The organism is Salinivibrio sp. MA351 (assembly GCF_001996065.1).
GTDB classification, from domain to species: domain Bacteria; phylum Pseudomonadota; class Gammaproteobacteria; order Enterobacterales; family Vibrionaceae; genus Salinivibrio; species Salinivibrio costicola.
Genome location: NZ_MUFG01000008.1, coordinates 38,279 through 58,024, shown reverse-complemented (window position 1 = coordinate 58,024; position 19,746 = coordinate 38,279). Strand labels below are relative to the sequence as shown.

Below are 19,746 nucleotides of genomic sequence, written 5' to 3'. Positions count from 1 at the left end.
AGCAGGGTTTCATTGAGCCATTAAGTCAGATGCAAGAATGCCGCGCCACGCACTCCGCCCGCGTCACCATGCTGTGCTTTGACTATATCAGGCGCATTTGCCGCTGACAGTAAATGCTGAGGTAAGCGCTCGGAAATGGCGTCATAAAGCTCATCAAAATTAGATAAGCCGCCGCCAAGCACAACCATGTCAGGATCGAACGCAGTTAAAATACCGCCTAAAGACATTGCCAACACATCAAAAAAGCACGCGACAAATGCCACTGCATCGGATTCACCCGCTCGGTAGTTTTCGATAATCTCAATCGCTGACAGAGGCTGATAAAAGTGGCCATACAATTGTTCGAATCCGCGCCCTGATAGGTAATTATCTAAGCATCCTTTGTTGCCACATCCACAATCAAACATCGGTGGGTGATCACCAAGACGCAACCAAGCATCAATCGGCATCCGCATATGACCAACCTCGCCAGCCATCTGGTTTTTACCATTAATCACCTTACCGTTAATGACTAAACCACCACCAAAGCCAGTGCCAAGAATTAAACCCAAGACTGTTTTCGCCGACTGCGCTTGCTCATCCCAGGCTTCCGATAACGCGAAACAGTTAGCATCATTACTGATACGGACTTCTCTACCAAGGCGTGCTTCTAAATCTGCACGTAGCGATTGTCCATTGGCTGCAGGCACATTGACGGTTAAAACCGTTCCATCTTCTGCTTGTGAGCCAGGAATACCAATACCAATGGTTCCCTGCCCTCCCCATTTAACATCGTATTTTTCTACCAATTGGACGATGGTTTCAACCAACGCCGCATAATCCTGCGTGGGGGTTGGATGACGTTCGGTCGCAATACGATTAAGTTGTTTGTCAAACGCGCCGAACTCAATTTTTGTGCCGCCCACATCAAAGCCGTAATACATGGCTAAGTCACCTTCGTGTTTGTTTGTCGTTATATAACCAGATTATCCACCAAAAATAGCCTCAAGTCCGTGATTCTGGCCAAGTTTCGTTGTTTTTTAACCAAACGTTAGCCATCGGCATTTTTGTGTCTCTCACATTGAGCCTGGCGATGAAGAAGCAGGGACAACGCGTCTCGCTCTGGCAACGCCTTTTGTCGTTTACCCGCCATATAGCGCTCGCTAAACACATCAAACCACTGATTCAAATATGCGGCTGCCATTTGCTCTTGATTTGCGATCAGTGCCTCTGCAGCCACTTCTGCCGTTGCAAGCTGATTCTCGCCGTGAGCATCACGCACTTGATAACGTGATAATGCCTGAGGTTGAATACTTAAAACCGGAAAACGATCAAGCCAAGGGCTCTTTCTGAAAATCTTTTTCGCTTCTCGCCAGGTTCCATCGATAATAATCAACAGCGGACGTTTACCTGACACGCTCACAGTCGGGGCACTCACGACACGCTCAGGCATCGTATATTGAGACGGGAAAACCACAAAAGGTTGATAATCGGGATGGGACAGAAGCGCTAACATCTCAGGGTCCGGCTCTGTTCGTGACCAAATAAACGCATAGGTATCGGCGATACAGTCAGCAATCAGCCGGCCGGTATTGCTTGGCTTCAAGACCTCATCGTCATACATCAGCAGCATAAAAGCGGCGTGTGTCTTTTGAGCCGTTCGGTGGGCGCAGATACAATAATGACGAACCAGCATGCACTGCTGACAACGATCAACCCCGGCACCACGGGCTAGATAAGGGCGGGTAGCACGCGAGAGGCGTGCTTTATAAAGGCGCTGAATCGCGTGATTCTGCTCTATTTTTGACATCGCTATTTTTGACATCAAAGTATCTAGATTATTAGTGGCTGAGTACTAACGAAATTCAACCATGGCGCCATCAAATAAATTTTTGACTAGCGCCACATACTCTTCTAAAAAGCCCACTTGCTCTGCCGTGACAGGTTGCTCCCATCGCCCGGCTAAGACTTCTTCCATATCTTCAACCACACGATCGGCTTCACGGAGTATGGTAAACCTTAACGCGGATGAGAGCCCAGGGTTTTGCTCACAAATGGTCATGATGTTAGAGGCGACGAGATCGTGCACGATATCTGCAATGGTTTCATCGCCAATGGCTTCACCGGGTTGCTCAAAGACGGTGAGATTGAACGCAAAGTGCTCGATCAGTGCCTGATACCCGTCTGAATCTACTACCATGGTTACTTGTCCTTAGACTGTTCATATATCGCTATTGTATCGCGAACATCCGCGATGTGCGCCCCCAGAGGACGAAATTAGAAAGCGAGTCACGCTTCACAGCACATCACGTGCTTTATACTGTTTCCATGCACCTTATACGATTCGATGCATCTTGTACTATTCGATGCACCTTATATACGATTCCACACGCCTTATAGTATAAGATAGCATGCGCAATAACACGTACTGGCTTATTGCTCGTGTACATACAGTGGCAAAACTGTGAACGGTAAGCCTTTCTTGCTTATCCATGCCACACTTTACTCATGCAAACCGCTGACCCACTCTTCTTTGCAGTATAGCTTTGGTTTGCAGTGATGAAAATAAACCACACACTGAGCTGTTTTCACGGATACGCCCGAATCAATCGCTCACAAGGATGTAGGAAAAAACCATGAAGGTAAACCGTCCGCGCCCATTTAGTAAGAGCATTGTCAGCAAAATCGGATTAATCATGACGTTTATCACGCTGATGGTGCTCGGATTATCGGTTTCAAGCTATATCATGCAAGAGCGTGTCAATCGTGATGTAGAGCGCGCTACCCATCACGAAATTCCCAGCGCCATTATTACGATGCAGATGCTACGTTCGGTGAGCGACATGAATGCTAGCATGCTTAAATATGTCATGGGACGGCACGAATCGCTATCAGTGTTTCTAGAGAATCAACAAGACTTTGAAAACGCGCTAAAAGAACTAAAAACCATCAAACCCGATGAAAAACAACAACTCGAAAAAGTCAGTCAACTCTACGAACGCTTTCAACGCATCGCACATCAAAAAGTATTAACCGAGTTTGATCCGGTGGCTGAGCAATGGGCACGCAGGCAATTGATGCGATTATCCATTGATGTCGCTCGCCCAATTGATAACCTCGTTGCCGAACTCAAAGCCACCCAGGAGTTAAAGCAACCCGACAACTTAGCGGTATTACAATACCTCGACGAACTCGTCGATGAAAATGGCGATATGCTTACCGAGCTAAATCAGTATTTAGAAGGTCGCACGAGTAGCCGTCAATACTTTATGGAAGATATGGTTACCTTTGAGCAATATTTGTCATTAACACAGTTCGAGCTTAATGACCCTGCCTCACTCAAAAAAATTGCGCGATTAAACAATCACTTTACTAGCTTTAAGCGCAGCGGTATTGCCATTTTTAACAATTACCAACCGAACGCCAAAGTCGCTGCCATGAAGGCAGTACGCACGCTCAGCGATCATGAGTATCATGCGCTAGAGAATGCACTTTCCCGTTTTGCACAAGGCACAGGTAATGAAGTTACCCGCTCAATGACCGACTTACAATCTATTCTTCATTCCAATCAATTGAATCTTGGCTATTTATTGTTATTTATTTTGTTTGTTAGTAGCGGCATGTATTTTTATATTTATCAGTCTTTTACTCAGCCAATCGCCGCGCTGGCAGATTCGATGCAGCGACTGGTCGCGGGTGACATGACACCACCGTCTAGTCATTTTCAAGATAGAACCGATGAAGTCGGAAAGATTGCGCAGAGCTTAGTGATATTCCGAGCCCACATTATCTCGCGCAACCAAGCACGTGAGCAGTTGATAGCAGAAAAGGAACGAGCTGAAAGCGCATCTCGGGTTAAAGCGCAGTTTCTTGCCACCATGAGCCATGAAATACGCACCCCTATGAACGGGGTTATCGGGATGTTGGATCTACTGCGTCGCTCTTCGCTAACTCAATCCCAACACGGGTTGCTGAGCACAGTAAGAGAATCAGCCCTTTCATTGCTTTCGATTATTAACGATATTCTTGATTTCTCCCGCACCGAGTCAGGAAAACTGCAGTTGGAGCAGGTTACCTTTTCTCTCTCTGAAACGGTTGATCAAGTGATGGACACGGTGAGCCACAATGCCAAAAAACAAAATGTGACATTGTCACTATTTATTGATCCTGAACTGCCTGACTCACTGATTGGCGATCCTAACCGGCTTAAACAGGTCCTTTATAACCTTGTGGGCAATGCAATTAAGTTTTCTGGCAGTCACCGTGAAAAACTGGGAAAAGTCGATGTCAAAATCACACCGTTCGACACAGGCACACCGGAAAAAACAGGATTGAACGTCACAATAGCGGATAATGGTATAGGCATCAGCCCCGACAAATTAGACACCATATTTCAACCCTTTAACCAAGCAGAATCATCCACTACGCGTGAGTATGGTGGGTCCGGACTCGGCTTAGCGATTTGTAAAAATATTATCGATTTACTCGATGGTGAGATAACGGTTGAGAGTGAACAGGATAAAGGAACCGAATTTCAAGTTCGCTTAAGTTACACCACTGACAGATTGGGTGCACCTCATCCTGTGCCACTTAGTCGTGACGATATCGACACACTGTTTATTTACCTTGATTTACCCGATGGCGAGCTAAAACACGCCATCAACCTCTATCTCAATCATTTAGGTATTGCACATGCGACAGCCAATCCAAACGAGACGCTTACCCTGCAACAGGAGGCATCAAGTACGCCTGCGCTTGTCGCTGCCAGACATGTACTCTTGATCACTCAAGATACAAGTGACGAGACGCGTTTTGATGCGCTTGGGGTGAAACACATCATTGCGCTACGAGAGAAGCTGTCACTGAATCCCCATCCGAACAAATACCTGGTCGAGCTTTTTGCCTCACCGCTCACTTATCGCCGCTTAGTGCATGGGATCCGTGTGTGTTTAGGCTTAGACAGCCCAGAGGTTAGCATGTTGGGGGAATCTCTCGAGCTACTAAATATTACCCCCGATATGCAAGCAAGAGAGCGCCATAGCAAATCGATACGTGGACATATACTGGTTGCCGAAGACAACCCCACTAATCAACACGTTTTGACACAACAGCTCCATTATCTCGGTTATCACGTTGTGATGGTTGATGATGGTGAGCAAGCATTGCAGGCTTACCAAAGCACGCGCTTTGATCTGGTCTTAACAGACTGCCATATGCCAAATAAAGATGGTTATGCACTCACAGCCGCATTGAGAGAGCAGCAGTCATCCACGAGATACGTCCCTATTATCGCTATTACTGCCAATGCACTCAGTGGTGAAGACGCACGTTGTTTTGCAGCGGGTATGGACGATTATATCACCAAGCCTATTGAGTTAGAGCAGCTCGAAAGCCGCTTAAGTCACTGGCTTCACCAAGGTTCCCATTCAACCACCGACAAGGCGCAAGAGGAAACGTCTACCCTCTCTGTGCAACACGAGAGCTCGCCAACCGTTTTAGATTTAAGTGTTATCGAACGACTCTACGCCGGCCAGAAACACGCTTATCTTGATATCATTGCGATATTTCGCCGGCGCAGTTTACCGAGCATCAACACGCTGAGCCAGTTAGCGCCGCCGTTTACAGATTGGCAAGATATCAAAGACACAGCACATAAACAGAAGTCCGCGACAGGCAGTATTGGCGCAACAGAATTGCATCAAGCGTGCCTTGACGCCGAACATGCTGCCAACACACAGGACACACAAGCACTTGTCAAAGCGTTAGCGCAGATGCAAACGGCGATCATACGTCTGACTCGTGCGCTCGACACGCTTGAGACTTAATGTGTCCAACATCAAAAATAATGAATCGGTGTGATCCCTTATCCGAATATCTAGAAAATCGGTGTACAAACCTCGCGTTCCGGTGCCACACTCAAGGTAAGTATTAGCAACCAAAACGGTAGTGAATAATGAGAAAAACCAAAGTTGTCACCTCCGAGGACATCCTGCTCAAACTATGTCAATCTGCCACAGCAGTGTTAACCAAAGCCACGGACTCTCCCGTGCATCATGCCGCAATGGTGCAAAAAATAGTCAAAACCAGTCTTAAGCCGGATATCGGGTGCTTTGTATTATTTGATGGCGGCTTTTCGGGACTCGTCGTGATTAACTTCTCCTCACAAGCGGCATTAGAGATTTATCGCAACTATATGCAGCATATGGGGATCCCCGAAGAAGAGCTTGCCACTCAACATACAGCGGATGAAGTCGGTGATGTACTTGGCGAACTGATGAACCAAATCATCGGTGACTTCACAGGCAAGATTAAGCGCTCAATTCAGACGTCTATCACGCAAAACCAGCCGAAGATGATGGCGGTGAACAAAAATATCTCCGTGTCTGTCGACAGCAATATTGATAAACCTCAAGCGCGCCGGGTCAGCTTTACCACCGAAAATAATCATATTTTTTATCTAGAACTCGCGATGGAACGCACTGAATTCATTCAGCTGCAAGATTTTGAAGAAGGCGAAGAAGTCGACCCGGATTCTATTTTAGAGGCAGAAACCGTGCGTCAGCTGGAAGGAAAATCTAACGATAAAAATGAAAAGAACGACAATGGCAGTAACGACTTGTTAGATGAACTCGGGATCTGAGCACGAACGCCCATATAAATTAACATCGAACTTAAAAATCAGCGAGTTACGCCTCAATTCGTGAACAAGTAGCCATTATTGTTGCTTGTTCGCGACTTTTTTGTGTTTTACCCACTTAATTTTCGACAAAAAACAAAATAACATTTCATCTTTTCCCGCTCACAATAATATTGAATTTATCGCTTTTGTTTCATATCAGTTACAACATTGATCACAACCTTCCCGCTCTATTACTCGTTCTTATCGTTCTTATCGTTCTTAATCGTCTATGAGTGGTTGAATTTTAGGACTTATTTTTAGTAGGTGAATAATTCTGGGTCATTTAGACTGCGCAACAAAATAATAAGGCTGGCAATGATCAGTCCATTACCCTACTGGGCACCCTGCCCACCCACAATCATTCGTGAAAAGGTCGATTCATGAGTCCAGAACACTACCTACTCGACTGGCAAACCAGTCAAACTCACTCTGAAACCATGTATCCGCTGTTGAGCCAGCTCTATCGCCAAAAAGGCGTAGAGATTCAACTCTTTGGCCGTCAGCTTATCAACGCTAGTACCATTGATATTATTAAAGCTCACCGCGTCGCACGTCGTTACACTGGCGGCACATTAGCCCCGAGCCAAACCCTCCCTTTAATCGAAGCGATGGCCGAACTCGACCTGGCCCCGAGTAAAATTGATATTGGCCAGCTGGCGTGGACGTACTGGCAATCACATGACAGTGAGCATGGGATTACTGATTTTCTTCATAGCCAATTGAATCACTTAATCGGCACTGGCAACAGCGTCGAGCCCAAAGATGTGGTGCTTTATGGTTTTGGCCGTATTGGCCGGTTACTCGCACGTCTACTGGTTGAGAAAAGTGGGCCAGGCTATCCATTACGTTTACGTGCGATAGTGGTCCGTGGTGGCAAAGAAGGCGATTTGGAAAAACGCGCCAGCTTATTGCGTCGTGATTCGGTGCACGGTCCATTTAATGGCAGCATTACTGTGGATGAGACCCGTAATGCTCTGATCGCCAATGGTAATTTCATTCAAGTCATTTATGCCAATAACCCAACTGAGGTCGACTATACCCAGTATGGCATTCACCATGCCTTAGTGGTCGATAATACGGGGATGTGGCGTGATGAAGAAGGACTCGGTCAGCATCTTGATAGCAAAGGGACAGACAAAGTCTTGCTAACCGCCCCAGGTAAGGGCGCGCTTAAAAATGTGGTGTTCGGTGTCAATCATGATGTCATTGGTCACGATGACAAAATTATCTCCGCCGCCAGTTGCACCACCAATGCGATTACCCCAGTGCTCAAAGCCATGCAGGATAAATTTGGCATTGATAGTGGTCATATTGAAACCGTCCATTCGTTTACCAATGATCAAAACTTAATAGACAACTACCACAAAGGCGATCGACGTGGTCGTTCAGCATCACTCAACATGGTACTGACGTCGACGGGCGCAGCAAGCGCGGTAGCAAAAGCATTGCCGGAACTAAAAGGAAAACTCACTGGCAACTCAGTGCGTGTCCCAACCCCGAATGTCTCGATGGCGATTGCAAACCTCAACCTCAATCACGCCACCAACAAAGATGAAATCAACGCGTACCTGCAAGACGTCGCGCTCTACTCGCCGCTTTCAGGCCAAATCGATTATACCCAATCCACCGAACTCGTCTCGAGTGATTTGATTGGATCTCGCTTTGCTGGCGTGGTAGATAGCCAGGCGACGATTGCCGAGGGTAACCGCTGCGTACTGTACATTTGGTATGACAACGAGTTTGGATACAGCTGTCAGGTCATCCATTGTATGGAGCAAATGATGGGGGTTCGCTATCCTGTGGTCCCTCAGCCGGAATCGTTATCATAAGCAACACAGCGTTATCATAAACAACAAAAGGCCCATCAAGGGCCTTTTTTACGTGCGCGTTTAGGTCTGACTAAGACGACTGGGTTGCCGTCAATGGTGATGCTTGGCTCACCGGCTTAATCAACGCATAGACTAAACCTGTCACCAAGGTACCGGCCGTAATGGCGGCGAGATAAAGCAAGACAGGGCTAATCGCATTTGGGATGAGCAAGACAAACAAGCCACCGTGCGGCGCCATTAATTTCGCGCCAATCAACATTGAGATCGCCCCCGTTAATGCGCCACCGGCAATACACGATGGAATAACACGCATCGGGTCTTTCGCTGCAAACGGAATCGCGCCTTCTGAAATAAAGCACAGTCCTAAAACGAATGACGCTTTACCTGCTTCTTGTTCGGCATCGTTAAACTTGCGTTTGGCAAGGAAAGTCGATAAACCCATTCCTAATGCCGGCACCATGCCTGCAGCCATAATGGCAGCCATTGGCATGTAGGTACCACTTTCAATCAATCCAACGCCAAACGTATACGCGGCTTTATTCACCGGGCCACCGAGATCAAAGCACATCATGGCGCCGAGTAACACGCCTAAGATGACGGCATTGGTTGAATTCATGCTTTGCAAGAAGGTTGTTAAACTTTCCATCGCCACCGAAACGGGGCCACCTACCACATAGATCATCACCAAACCGGTAAATAAACTGGCCAATAACGGGATCACCAATATGGGTTTGAGCGCCTCCATTGAAGCCGGTAAGCTGACTTTGTCCGCAACGAATTTAGCGCTGTAACCGGCAATGAAACCAGCCAGAATACCCCCTAAGAAACCCGCGCCTGTTGAGGCTGCAAGCATACCACCGATAAGCCCTGGTGCCAGGCCCGGACGATCCGCGATAGAAAAGGCAATAAAGCCCGCCAGTACCGGGACCATCAGCGCAAACGCGCTACCACCGCCAATTTCCATTAAGGCCGCTGCAAGCGTCCCTTCTTCTTTAAACGCCTCAATACCAAACACAAACGAGAGCGCAATGGCTAGCCCCCCGGCCACAACCAAAGGCAACATGTGTGACACCCCGGTCATAAGGTGTTTATAAACGCCACTCCGTTCACCTTGGTTTGCAGTGCTATTCGCGGTATTGGTTTGTCCGGCTTGGTGAACATGGGCGTTCGCCAAAGCATCATCCAAACTTTGTGCCGCTTTTTTCAACGCGCTCCCAGTACTGGTTTTATATAAACGTTTACCGGCAAAGCGACTGAGATCGACCTCAATATCCGCCGCGATAAAGACAAGATCCGCTTGTTCAATGTCTTGGTCAGTTAAGTTATTTTTTGCCCCCACCGAGCCACGTGTCTCGATCTTAACCTGATACCCTCTCGCCTTCGCGGCTTCTTCAATCGCTTCAGCGGCCATGAAGGTATGGGCAACGCCCGTCGGACAAGCCGTGATCCCGACAATACGAACCGGTTGTTCGTCACCACTTTTACTGGATACGGAAGCCTCATAAGGCTGGGCCTGATTCGATACCGCCGTCAACACGGCCTGCGCGTCCATCATGACTTCATCAAGGCTTGCTTGGTAAACAGGTTTACCATTAAAGCGYGCCGTCTCTTTCGGATCGCCAACGAGCAGCACGCGATCGGCGTGTTCTATCTCTGCGGCTGACAATACTTTTGTCGATTGGACACTCGACTGACACTCTATTTGTGCCGTCCATCCTTTTGCATCGACGGCTTGCTCGAGAAGCCCCGCCGCAATAACGGTATTGGCGACACCACTAGGGCATGCCGTAACAATGACCAGATTCATACCTTCTACCCCACTTATGGATTGGTTTTTATTGCGCATGCACTGACAACTCAACAGGCGACACGCTGATTTGTTCGGATAATTGATTCACGTTTTCATGATTGCTCACCCCCACTCCCACTTGAGTGACGGCAAGCGCCGATATGGCAACGGCACGGCGAAGTGCCGTTTCTTTACTCAGCCCAGCTTGACAGCCAGAGACCAGACCCGCGACCAAGGAGTCCCCCGCACCAACGGTACTCACCACCTGCTGGGCCGGCGCCACGGCTTTTAGCCAGCCTTGATGATCGCGCCACAATACCCCATCAACCCCACGCGAAATGACAACGTTAGCGATCCCTTGGTTAAAGAGCTGTTCACCACGCGCTAATAAAACAGGTTGCTCATTACTGATAGATTCATTAAGACACTGTGCTAACTCCGCTTCATTGGGCTTAACCAACCAAGGCGTTGCATCAATGGCAGCACGAAGCGCGTGTTGACTGGTGTCGACGACCACTTTTTTGCCCGCTTCTCGCAAAGTGCTAATCCACATCACCAGCTGTTCGGTGGTGACACCTGGCGGTAAACTGCCCGCCAATACGATCCATTCATGGCTTGCTGCCAATGCGAGCAAGGTCTCGGTCAACGCATCAATATGAGTCGGGTCTACCGCCATGCCGGGAAAATTTAAATCCGTTACCCGGCCTGTATTTTCTACCAGCTTGACATTGGTACGGCTTACCCCTGGCACGCGCAAAAAGTGATCGGCAACGCCCTGTTCAGCAAAAAGCTGGGAAAATGGGTCTTGATTGTCTGCACCGAGAAAGCCAGAGACCGACACCGTGGCCCCTAAATCGCTTAACACACGTGCAATATTGACGCCTTTTCCTGCAGGATGCAGGGTATAGTTTTGCACCAAGTTGACATCACCCGGTTGCAATACCCCGACACTTCCTGTCATATCGAGAGCTGGATTAAAGGTGACGGTTAAGATGGCACTCATGCGTGTTCTCCTAATCCGTCTTTAATGGCATTCCCGAGTGCAGAAATCGCCTGCGCTGCATCCGAACCTTGCGCGGTAAAGTGCAACTGATGGCCATGTTTTACCCCTAAGGCAATCACTTTCATCAAGCTCTTCGCATTGACCGAGTCTGATTGGGTAGACGCATTGGCAACTTGAATATCCGCATCAAATTTTTTCGCGGTGTTGACCAACATTGCCCCTGGACGTGCATGCAAACCATGCGTATTGGTGATGGTAAATGTACCGTTTTCACCTTCTTGAATCGCTTTATCGGTCGCTTTTTGACGTTCATCGGTCGACGCCGCCGCTGGCGATGCCCCTGTTGACGTCTGGGGACTGCATGCGTTAACCAGCGCCTGTGGCGAGAGGTCAATACAGGTCGCCAATTGATCGTCGGCTTTCCACTGCGTTAAGGTTTTCAAGACAGGAAGATGGGCCGCATTATTCGCTGCTATGCACCAAAGTGCATTTACAGACTGCGCGTGATGCGTCAATGACGTTGCTGGCATCACAACGGATACGCCTGTTTGTTCAACGCCTTGATTAACCCCAAGCAGCCAATGCCCTTGACCCAAATGAATAGGATTGCCTGCCACTAACTGGCTCACGCCCTCGTGATTGATACAATGATGGTTTTTGAGCAGGCCGGCTCCCACCGCTTGGAGGGTAGTCATGTCTGAAGCTGGAAAGCCGCTCAGTATCATCTCTGGTTTAAAGGTTAGGCTTTGTGCGCCGGTTGTTTCACCATTGAGGATCGCAACGACCTCTTCAGCACGCTCAACCTTTTGCAATGCTTCCTCAACGCCCTCTTGAGATAGCACACGGGTTAACTGGCGTAGAATACTAAGGTGCTCATCAGACTTAGCGGCAATACCAATGGCCACATAAGCAAGATTTCCGTCTCCCCAATCCACACCATCAGGGAAATGAAAAACCTGCACCCCCGTTTGTTTAACCTGATCACGGGTATCGGTTGTGCCGTGTGGAATAGCAATCCCACTGCCCAAGTACGTACTGGTTTGTGCCTCTCGCGCTAACATGCCGTCTTGATAGCCGGCCTCTACCAGTCCTTTTTGCGTCAGCAAACCGGCAATGGCTTTAATCGCGTCTTGCTTGGAGGCAGCATGTTGCTGCATATGAATATCTTGTGCGTTAAGTGCCAGCATGAGGGCTTTCCTCTTATTTTAATGCCAAGTGCAAAGGGTCAGTGCCAAGTGCACGGGTTAATCGTTGTTTGTCACGCCAGACCACGCTGTCATGACAGTATATCGGGATCAGGGATTGGTCTTCATTCACGTTACGTCAGACCCTGATAATGTTTTTTGTGTACAGTCTTTCGCTGTACCATTTGGCTGAATCGTTTCAGCTTTTGGCGGCAATTACCCGCGTTATCGATGAAATGAATCTCATCGTTACTGTCGATTCATTCTAGCCACGATTATCGAAACACGACGCAATAAATAACAATCGTGTGATGGTGACGTGGTTTACTTCCAAAGCTGAAACCTTTCAGCTTTAAGGCTGAATCGTTTTAGCTTATAATGCAAGCCTATTATTGATCGGGTATGTGCAAACTTTGATCGCATTCACAAAGCCATCAATAACGATCGGCGCACTAAGGATTCGTTTATGAAGCTAGATGAAATAGCCCGCCTTGCTGGGGTGTCGCGCACAACAGCCAGTTATGTGATTAATGGTAAAGCCGACCGTTACCGGATCAGCGAGCAAACACGTCAACGCGTGATGGCGGTGGTCGAGCAACATAATTATCAACCTAACCGCGCAGCGACGGCATTACGAGCAGGCACGACCCATACACTGGGCTTAGTGGTTCCGGATCTTGCTAATACCAGCTATGCAACGTTAGCCAAACTCTTTGAACGCAAAGCGCATGATCAGGGTTATCAGGTGATTATTACGGGATCAGACGACGATCCTGAGCGAGAAAAAACGGTTGCACAGACGCTAGTATCCAGAAAGATTGATGCCTTAATTGTGGCCTCTTGTTTACCGGCCGATAATGCCTTTTATCCGAAACTACAGCAGCAAGGCACCCCGATTATCGCGATTGACCGTGGCTTAGATGCCACACAATTTGCCAACGTTTTAACGGACGATGCGAAAGGGGCTTATCAGCTGACGGATCGCTTGATCAGCCCAACCGATGTCTATCAAGCTGGGTTAATCGGTGCAGTACCGGCTCTGGCGATATCTCAAGATCGTGAGCAAGGTTTTTTTCAGGCATTACACGCACAGCACGTCGAGGGACAAGTACGCTATGGCAATGCCTTTAGCCGTTCAGAAGGACAGCGATTAATGACCGAATGGATAGACGCTGGGGATTTACCCGATGCGCTTTTAACGACATCGTTTACCCTTTGCGAGGGTGTGCTGGATGCGATTCGTCAGACCGGTATCGCCCCCACCGCCCTGTATTTCGCCACTTTTGGTGATAGCCGTATTTTAGACTTTCTGCCTTTTGGTGTGCAGTCTTTGCCGCAGCAATTTGAAGCGATCAGCGATGCTGCCTTAAGCCTTGCGGTGTCTGCCGCTCAAGGCGATAACCAGCCTGGCGTGATTACCGTCGAGCGTCAGCCAATATGGCGCCCACATCAAACCCAGGCCTGGGTTGGCCTCAATTAATAGCCCGTCGCTTCCATAAACCCGCGGCCTGTTGCGCTTCCTTGCACGCGCACTGGCCCTTCCCAATACGGCACACTCAGCGCCATCCAACTTTGTGCATTGAGTGGCTGCGTAGTGATGTTAATCCCTTCGTCTGGTACTTGTATCTGCCAGGCTATCGGCAAACTGATCCCCTCGCGCATTTTGGCATGGCTAATAGGTAACATCCGAATATCCGATTGCGCTAAGGCCACAATGCGCCCATTTGGATACGTTAATGAGCCAAACATAAAGGGCTGACTGCCTCGGATTTGGGTGACCATTAACGCGCGACCATCGTCTAAATTAAGCCCGAACCAATCCCATCCGCTTTGATCCGATGCCATCGCACCGCTAGACCATTCTTTATCGAACCACCCTTTTCCCGAAACGGGTATTGTCTCACCATCGATGATAAGCTGACCTTCAATGGTCAATTGTGGCAGAGAAAAGTAATAAGACGCTGACGGCTCATTGGCATGGCGAATACTGTATCCTTGCTCGCCCTGTTTCACGCGCAAGCCACCGTCAGCCACCTGGAGTGCGAACCCCAATGTTGCATCCTTATCGGACCATGATGCACGGACTTGCGCCGGTAAAGGTTGATCGCCCCCCTGCCATTGCCAATCATCCAGCCAAGCCTGAAATGGTGACAGCGTCACGCCAGTCTGACCAATACCACCACGGGCAAAACGCTCGGCTTCCCACTGTTGATCGGCACGCGTAATAGCAACATGCGCCATATAAAGCTGCTGGTTTGCCCATCCTGTTTGGTGGCGAGGACTCAGCGCACGGCGAAATAGGGTCCATTGCACACCGTATTCTTGTCCCGCATTATCCGTCAGTGTGGCTGTCAAATACCACCATTCCGTGGCAAATGCAGGATGAGAGGCCATATCCTGCGGATAGAGAGGTGTATAATCAGGCGTAACAGCGGCAAAGCCATCTTGTTGGCCAAACACATCAAAGCCATCCGCTAAGTCGGTCGACGATGAAGGCTGTTTTCCCAACCCAATCAAGACCCCCAACACCATTACTCCGATTAAGCCAAACACTACACGGCCAATAGGGCTTAACTTTCGCTGACTTGATCTCACGGCGATTCTCCTATTGCGCATCACGTAACGACGCGGCGGCTGTCCGCTTAAGCATACGGTAAACCGGCCACGCCCCGGCCACCATCAAGGCGAGCATTGAAAGGCTAATGGTCGTTGCATAGGTCATTGGGAAAAAATTCATAGTCATTGTCCAACCAAAGGACGCTTTGAGAACAACATGAATTAACATGCTCGCTAACACCAAGCCAAGCGGGATCGCGATAAGGGCACTGACTAACCCAAGGATCACCAATTGCCCGCCCCCCAGAGCAATGAGCTCTCGCCCTGATAGGCCCAAATAACGCAACAAGCTATACTGGCGTTGCCGCGATAGCTCCGTGGCTAACGTTGCGAAAAACAAGCCGCTAATCGCCACGAACAACATCAGCACACACAAGCTTTCGGTGACAGTAAACGTTCGATCAAAAATGCGCATGGCATAACGCATAATGTCGGCTTGATTTTGCACCTGACCATTGCTCAGGCTAAACCGTGTATTCATTTGATCAACAAAATGATCACTTGGAGCTTCTTTATCGAGTACCACCGCCAACGATGGACGTCCTTGTGCTAGCCATTCGCCCGCCTCACTATGCGTTGAAACCACCAACTGTCCGTAAGGATTACCGTAATCGTAATAGATCCCTGCCACGTGCCAGCGTTCGCCCATCGGTGCGGGCAGATTAACCATTTCACCGACACTTACGTCAAATTTAGCGGCGAGTGATTCACTTAAAAGCACCGCACGTTGCTGGTGTAATTGCGACCAATATTGGGGTTGGGCCGATTTGACGGCTAACGATTGCTTTTCTAGTGCTCGATCACCAACCGATAACACCTCAAGGCGTCCTTGGGGCGCGACCAACTCACGTCGATAAGTGGCCCAAAATTGCGACACGTCTTCTTGTTGTTCAAGCCAGGATTCGATTCTGGGTAGCAAAGCATTGCCGGGTCGAACATACACATCCGCGGCTAACCGTTGCTGCAGCCAAGTTTCGGTGCTGGTGCGAAAGCTCCCCACCATGGTTTCCATACCTATATGCGCAGAAACAGCAAGCATAAAGGCCATCGCAGCGACTCCTCGGTAGCTTAAACTGGCCGCCGCATCGGTAAAGAACCAACGCCAACGTGCGCCCGCATAGCAGCGCGCCAAGGTATGAAACAACCAGCCACAGGCATAGGGCAACGCTAGGGCGGCACTTAACATGGTTAATGCGATCAGCGTAAAGCCTTGCCATTGGCTACTTTCCCAGTAAGACACGCCCCAAGCTGTTACGCCTAATAGTATCGCGATGATCGCTTGCACCGCATACTCTTGGTGTGTCCCTCGAATTAGTGTCATTCTTTGGGATAAGCGCCCCGGCGATGTGTTAAGTAAGCGCACCAGCGGCCAGGCTGATGCCATCATCGCCCCTAAGATCGCGAGCAACAGACTCGCCAATCCCCATTGCCATTGCCAATGCATCACCAAGTCAATATCAGCGCCATACAAGTCAGACAAGGTGGTAGCGACGGCAGGGAGTAATTGATTGGCGAGCATCAAGCCCAGCACATTGCCACTCATCACGCCAAGCACAACCCATGCGAGAATCTCAGCAAGCATAACCCCAGAGAGTTGACGCCCATCAACACCGAGTTGGCGTAGCGCCCCCACCAGCGGTTGTCGTTGTGTCATTGAAAGCGAAATCGCTTGGTAGAAAATAAACAGGCCCACCACAAAAGCCAGTAATCCCATGGCAAGCAAATTAAGATGGAAAGCACGGGTGAGCGGCCCTAACTGTGTGGCCTGTGTTTTGGTCAATGTCAGCGCAGGTGGTAACACATTGCGAATCTGCTGGCGCTCCGCTTGCGTTAAGGACCCACACAGGATGTCGGCGATACCGGCGTGTGAGGACAAGGTACGTAGCAACGCCATATCGGCAACTAAATACGTCCCCATACTCAGGGCATCGTTGTCGAGTACTCGCAAGGGGCCAATAGCTGGATAATCAAGCAGATCAATCATTTGCCCATCTTTCCAGCCTTTATGGTTCGCCATCGCCTCACCAACATAAACCGGATAAGGCGGCGTGATTGCATTGACCGGTGATATCCCCTTGTTTGCACGCCCTTTATCACCGCCACGTTCAGCTAACAGCGGCAACATGGCAATGGTATCAACACCCATAAGATTGAGATCATCAAGTGACGGTGTCACGACTTGCAAGCGATCAACAGGAACACACTGCGTTAAGCCTGCCCGGCGTAAATCAATATAAAACGCCTGCGGCACACGTTGGGTCCGCTGGGTGTGATGAATGCTAAACGGATAAGGATTACTAAACAGCTTGGCACCTTCCCGATAGCTTTGCTGGGCGTGTTGGTTAATCGATAACACGCCAACAAGCAGAGCGACCCCAAGGGTTAGCCCTAGCCATACCAGCAAAATCTGAAAAGGATGGCGGCGATAGTGCCCCCATAGTGCATTAGCGACGGGCCCGAACACTGAGCACGCCTCCTTGCAGCCCAATGCTGCCCTGTAAGTAGCTGGCAACTGTATCACTGTGCGTGACCAATAAAAGGCTCGAGCCTTGCTGACGTGTCAACGTGGTTAGCAAACGCATGACCGCATCCGCGTTGCGCTCGTCCAAGCTACCGGTGGGTTCGTCGGCCAACAATAATTTGGGGGCCATGTATAACGCACGGGCGATCGCGGCACGCTGTTGCTGCCCGCCTGACACTTCTTCCGGGTATCGATTTAATAGCGGCATTAAATCAAGCTGAGAGACAATTTGCCGCCATAAATTCGCATCGTCTTTGAGCCCTTTTAACTGGCGACAAAAGCGGATGTTGTCGGCAATCGATAGCGTAGGAAGCAAGTTGAACTGCTGAAAGATAAGACCAATGTTCTGACGACGGAACTGAGTACGCGCTCGTTCGGTTAACGCGTGTAAAGGGGTCTCATCCAGCCAGATCTCACCGCTGTCGGGTTTATCCAACCCAGCAATTAAGTTCAGTAAGGTACTCTTGCCTGAGCCGCTCTCTCCCATCAGCGCAAGCTGGCTGGTGGAAGACAGCGACATCGCCGCGCCTTGAAGCACAGGATGAAAATCGCCCCCGTCCTGATATCCCTTGCACAGCGCTTTAATTGCTAACATGCCAATGCACACCCTCATAGTGTTTTAAAACAGCAATAAACGAGAACTAGGTCACACTGTTTGACTAATTTGGCAATGTACCCCAATTAAGAGGCTGAGAAAAGGGCAAAACTAGGTAGACAGCTTCCCATTGCGTCTTCTTTTCAATCAACGGGCATCATCGACAAGATAGTTTAGCCATACGCCCGATTTAACCCGAATGACAGAGCCGACCCATTTGACGACTTCTTCTGTCGCCAATAACGCATAGACCCAATAAACCGGCCATTCAAACACCACGGCAGCAGCGAGCACCACGGGAATACCGATCAACCACTGCGCAACAAAGTCTTGCCCCAGACAGTAGCGCACATCACCACCGGCACGCAGCACACCGACGATCATCGCCATTGGGATGGTTTTAACCACAATCAGCGCACACATTGCCCAATAGAAATATTCAGTAATTTGTGCCGTTTCACCAGTCAATGCGGGGAAAAACCCCAAGACCCAAGGTTTAATCAGCAGCATCACTGCGGCAATAAAGACGCCTGCAATCAAATTAAACACCGCCACTTGCCATGCTTGATGATAGGCGGTGTCGGTTTGTTTAGCACCCAGGTTGTTCCCCACTAACACAGCGGCAGCATTGGCTGTGCCAATCAGAAAAGAGAGCGATAACGACTCAACCGGAGTGATCACCGCTATCGCGGCTAGCCCTGCTTCGTTCACATGACCAATAATGGCGTGGTAAATGAACAAGCCGGACGACCACATTAAAAAGTTAAACGCAGTCGGCAAAGAAAGCGCCAAAAAGCGTTTTACTGCCACCAGTGAGAGCGACGTGCGCCATTCAGCAAGGGAAAAGGCAACAAGGTGTTGGCGACGGTACAAATAGGTATACAAGGCGACAACTTCCACAATACCGCTAAGCACCGTTGCCACTGCGGCCCCTTTTGATCCGAGCTCTGGCGCGCCGAAGTGACCAAAGATAAACACCCAGTTGAGTAGGATATTCACACTGATCCCCACGCTACTAAAAAAAGTGCTGATCCCCGGTTTATGCATGGCACGCAGCCCCGCCGCCAGCCCTGACACACTGGCCAAGCAAAACAGCGATAACCCCGCGATCTGCAAGTAGTCTTGCCCCAAGGCAATCACCGTTGGGTTATCACTGGCAAAGCCAATAATGACGTCCGCATAGACCCAAAAAACAAAGGCACTTAACGCCGCAGTGGCATTAGTTAGGGTCACGGTCAGCGCAATTTTTTCTCGAAACCCTTGCCTGTCGCCCGCGCCCCAGTATTGCGCGACCAACATAGAGCCACCGGTCATCGCCCCAAAAATTAACAGGGTGGAAACAAACATTGCTTTCCCTGCAATCCCAATCGCAGCGACATCAGCCTCACTTAACTGACCGACCATCAGGATGTCGACCAAACTGCGGCTGGAAAACATCATGGTTTGGAGGGCAATGGGAATGGCAATTAACAGTAAGCGTTTTAAAAACACCACATCAAAAAAAGGACGAGAAACAGCGCTCACAACAGACTCCAACCGATAAGGCAACGC

General features: G+C 49.3%; 14 protein-coding genes. 4 read left to right on the top strand and 10 right to left on the bottom strand.

Going from position 1 to position 19,746, the window contains the following annotated elements; translation table 11 throughout:
• Window positions 1-20 precede the first annotated feature (20 nt).
• The 3 genes from nagK to BZG78_RS06475 all read right to left on the bottom strand — a co-directional run bounded on the left by nagK (window position 21) and on the right by BZG78_RS06475 (window position 2,179).
• Complete coding sequence (gene nagK / locus BZG78_RS06485) at window positions 21-923, bottom strand: N-acetylglucosamine kinase (RefSeq protein ID WP_021023244.1); 903 nt, start codon at window positions 921-923, stop codon at window positions 21-23.
• 107 nt (window positions 924-1,030) lie between these two features.
• Window positions 1,031-1,804, bottom strand: a complete 774-nt coding sequence (locus tag BZG78_RS06480) for a tRNA-uridine aminocarboxypropyltransferase (protein WP_242412991.1) — start codon at window positions 1,802-1,804, stop codon at window positions 1,031-1,033.
• Between the two features lie 30 nt (window positions 1,805-1,834).
• Window positions 1,835-2,179 carry a DUF3802 family protein gene (locus BZG78_RS06475; RefSeq protein WP_021023245.1) on the bottom strand — a complete coding sequence of 115 codons (345 nt, stop codon included), beginning with the start codon at window positions 2,177-2,179 and terminating at the stop codon, window positions 1,835-1,837.
• Between the two features lie 436 nt (window positions 2,180-2,615).
• On the opposite strand from BZG78_RS06475, the gene BZG78_RS06470 reads away from it, so the two are divergent.
• From BZG78_RS06470 to BZG78_RS06460, 3 genes are all read left to right on the top strand, one after another.
• Window positions 2,616-5,804 carry an ATP-binding protein gene (locus BZG78_RS06470; protein ID WP_077660719.1) on the top strand — a complete coding sequence of 1,063 codons (3,189 nt, stop codon included), beginning with the start codon at window positions 2,616-2,618 and terminating at the stop codon, window positions 5,802-5,804.
• A 128-nt stretch (window positions 5,805-5,932) separates the two neighbouring features.
• Window positions 5,933-6,619 (top strand): DUF3334 family protein, encoded by a 687-nt coding sequence (locus BZG78_RS06465; protein ID WP_021023247.1) that lies wholly within the window; start codon window positions 5,933-5,935, stop codon window positions 6,617-6,619.
• Between the two features lie 419 nt (window positions 6,620-7,038).
• Window positions 7,039-8,487: a glyceraldehyde-3-phosphate dehydrogenase gene (locus BZG78_RS06460; RefSeq protein WP_077660718.1), complete on the top strand. Its 1,449-nt coding sequence runs from the start codon at window positions 7,039-7,041 to the stop codon at window positions 8,485-8,487.
• Window positions 8,488-8,557: 70 nt separating this feature from the next.
• On the opposite strand, the gene fruA is transcribed toward BZG78_RS06460, so the two are convergent.
• The 3 genes from fruA to fruB are packed head-to-tail and all read right to left on the bottom strand — an operon-like array spanning window position 8,558 to window position 12,466.
• Window positions 8,558-10,294, bottom strand: coding sequence for a PTS fructose transporter subunit IIBC (gene fruA, locus BZG78_RS06455; protein ID WP_077660734.1), 1,737 nt, complete (start codon window positions 10,292-10,294; stop codon window positions 8,558-8,560).
• 28 nt (window positions 10,295-10,322) lie between these two features.
• The gene (pfkB, locus tag BZG78_RS06450) at window positions 10,323-11,279 is read right to left on the bottom strand and encodes a 1-phosphofructokinase (RefSeq protein ID WP_077660717.1); all 957 of its coding nucleotides are present in this window, start codon (window positions 11,277-11,279) and stop codon (window positions 10,323-10,325) included.
• A complete protein-coding gene (gene fruB, locus BZG78_RS06445) occupies window positions 11,276-12,466 on the bottom strand; it encodes a fused PTS fructose transporter subunit IIA/HPr protein (RefSeq protein ID WP_021023251.1) in 1,191 nt (396 codons plus the stop codon). The genes pfkB and fruB overlap by 4 nt, the downstream gene beginning before the upstream one ends.
• A 463-nt stretch (window positions 12,467-12,929) precedes the next feature.
• Here fruB and cra point away from each other — a divergent pair, with 463 nt between their 5' ends.
• Window positions 12,930-13,943 (top strand): catabolite repressor/activator, encoded by a 1,014-nt coding sequence (gene cra, locus BZG78_RS06440; RefSeq protein ID WP_077460580.1) that lies wholly within the window; start codon window positions 12,930-12,932, stop codon window positions 13,941-13,943.
• Here the strand turns inward: cra and BZG78_RS06435 are convergent.
• The 4 genes from BZG78_RS06435 to BZG78_RS06420 form a co-directional block, all read right to left on the bottom strand.
• The gene (locus BZG78_RS06435; protein WP_199877169.1) at window positions 13,940-15,058 is read right to left on the bottom strand and encodes a lipocalin-like domain-containing protein; all 1,119 of its coding nucleotides are present in this window, start codon (window positions 15,056-15,058) and stop codon (window positions 13,940-13,942) included. The genes cra and BZG78_RS06435 overlap by 4 nt on opposite strands.
• A 10-nt stretch (window positions 15,059-15,068) precedes the next feature.
• A complete protein-coding gene (locus BZG78_RS06430; protein WP_077660715.1) occupies window positions 15,069-17,543 on the bottom strand; it encodes an ABC transporter permease in 2,475 nt (824 codons plus the stop codon).
• Window positions 17,524-18,195 (bottom strand): ABC transporter ATP-binding protein, encoded by a 672-nt coding sequence (locus BZG78_RS06425; RefSeq protein WP_077660714.1) that lies wholly within the window; start codon window positions 18,193-18,195, stop codon window positions 17,524-17,526. Before BZG78_RS06425 ends, BZG78_RS06430 begins: the two co-directional genes overlap by 20 nt.
• A 147-nt stretch (window positions 18,196-18,342) precedes the next feature.
• Window positions 18,343-19,719 (bottom strand): MATE family efflux transporter, encoded by a 1,377-nt coding sequence (locus BZG78_RS06420; RefSeq protein ID WP_277921243.1) that lies wholly within the window; start codon window positions 19,717-19,719, stop codon window positions 18,343-18,345.
• Window positions 19,720-19,746 lie beyond the last annotated feature (27 nt).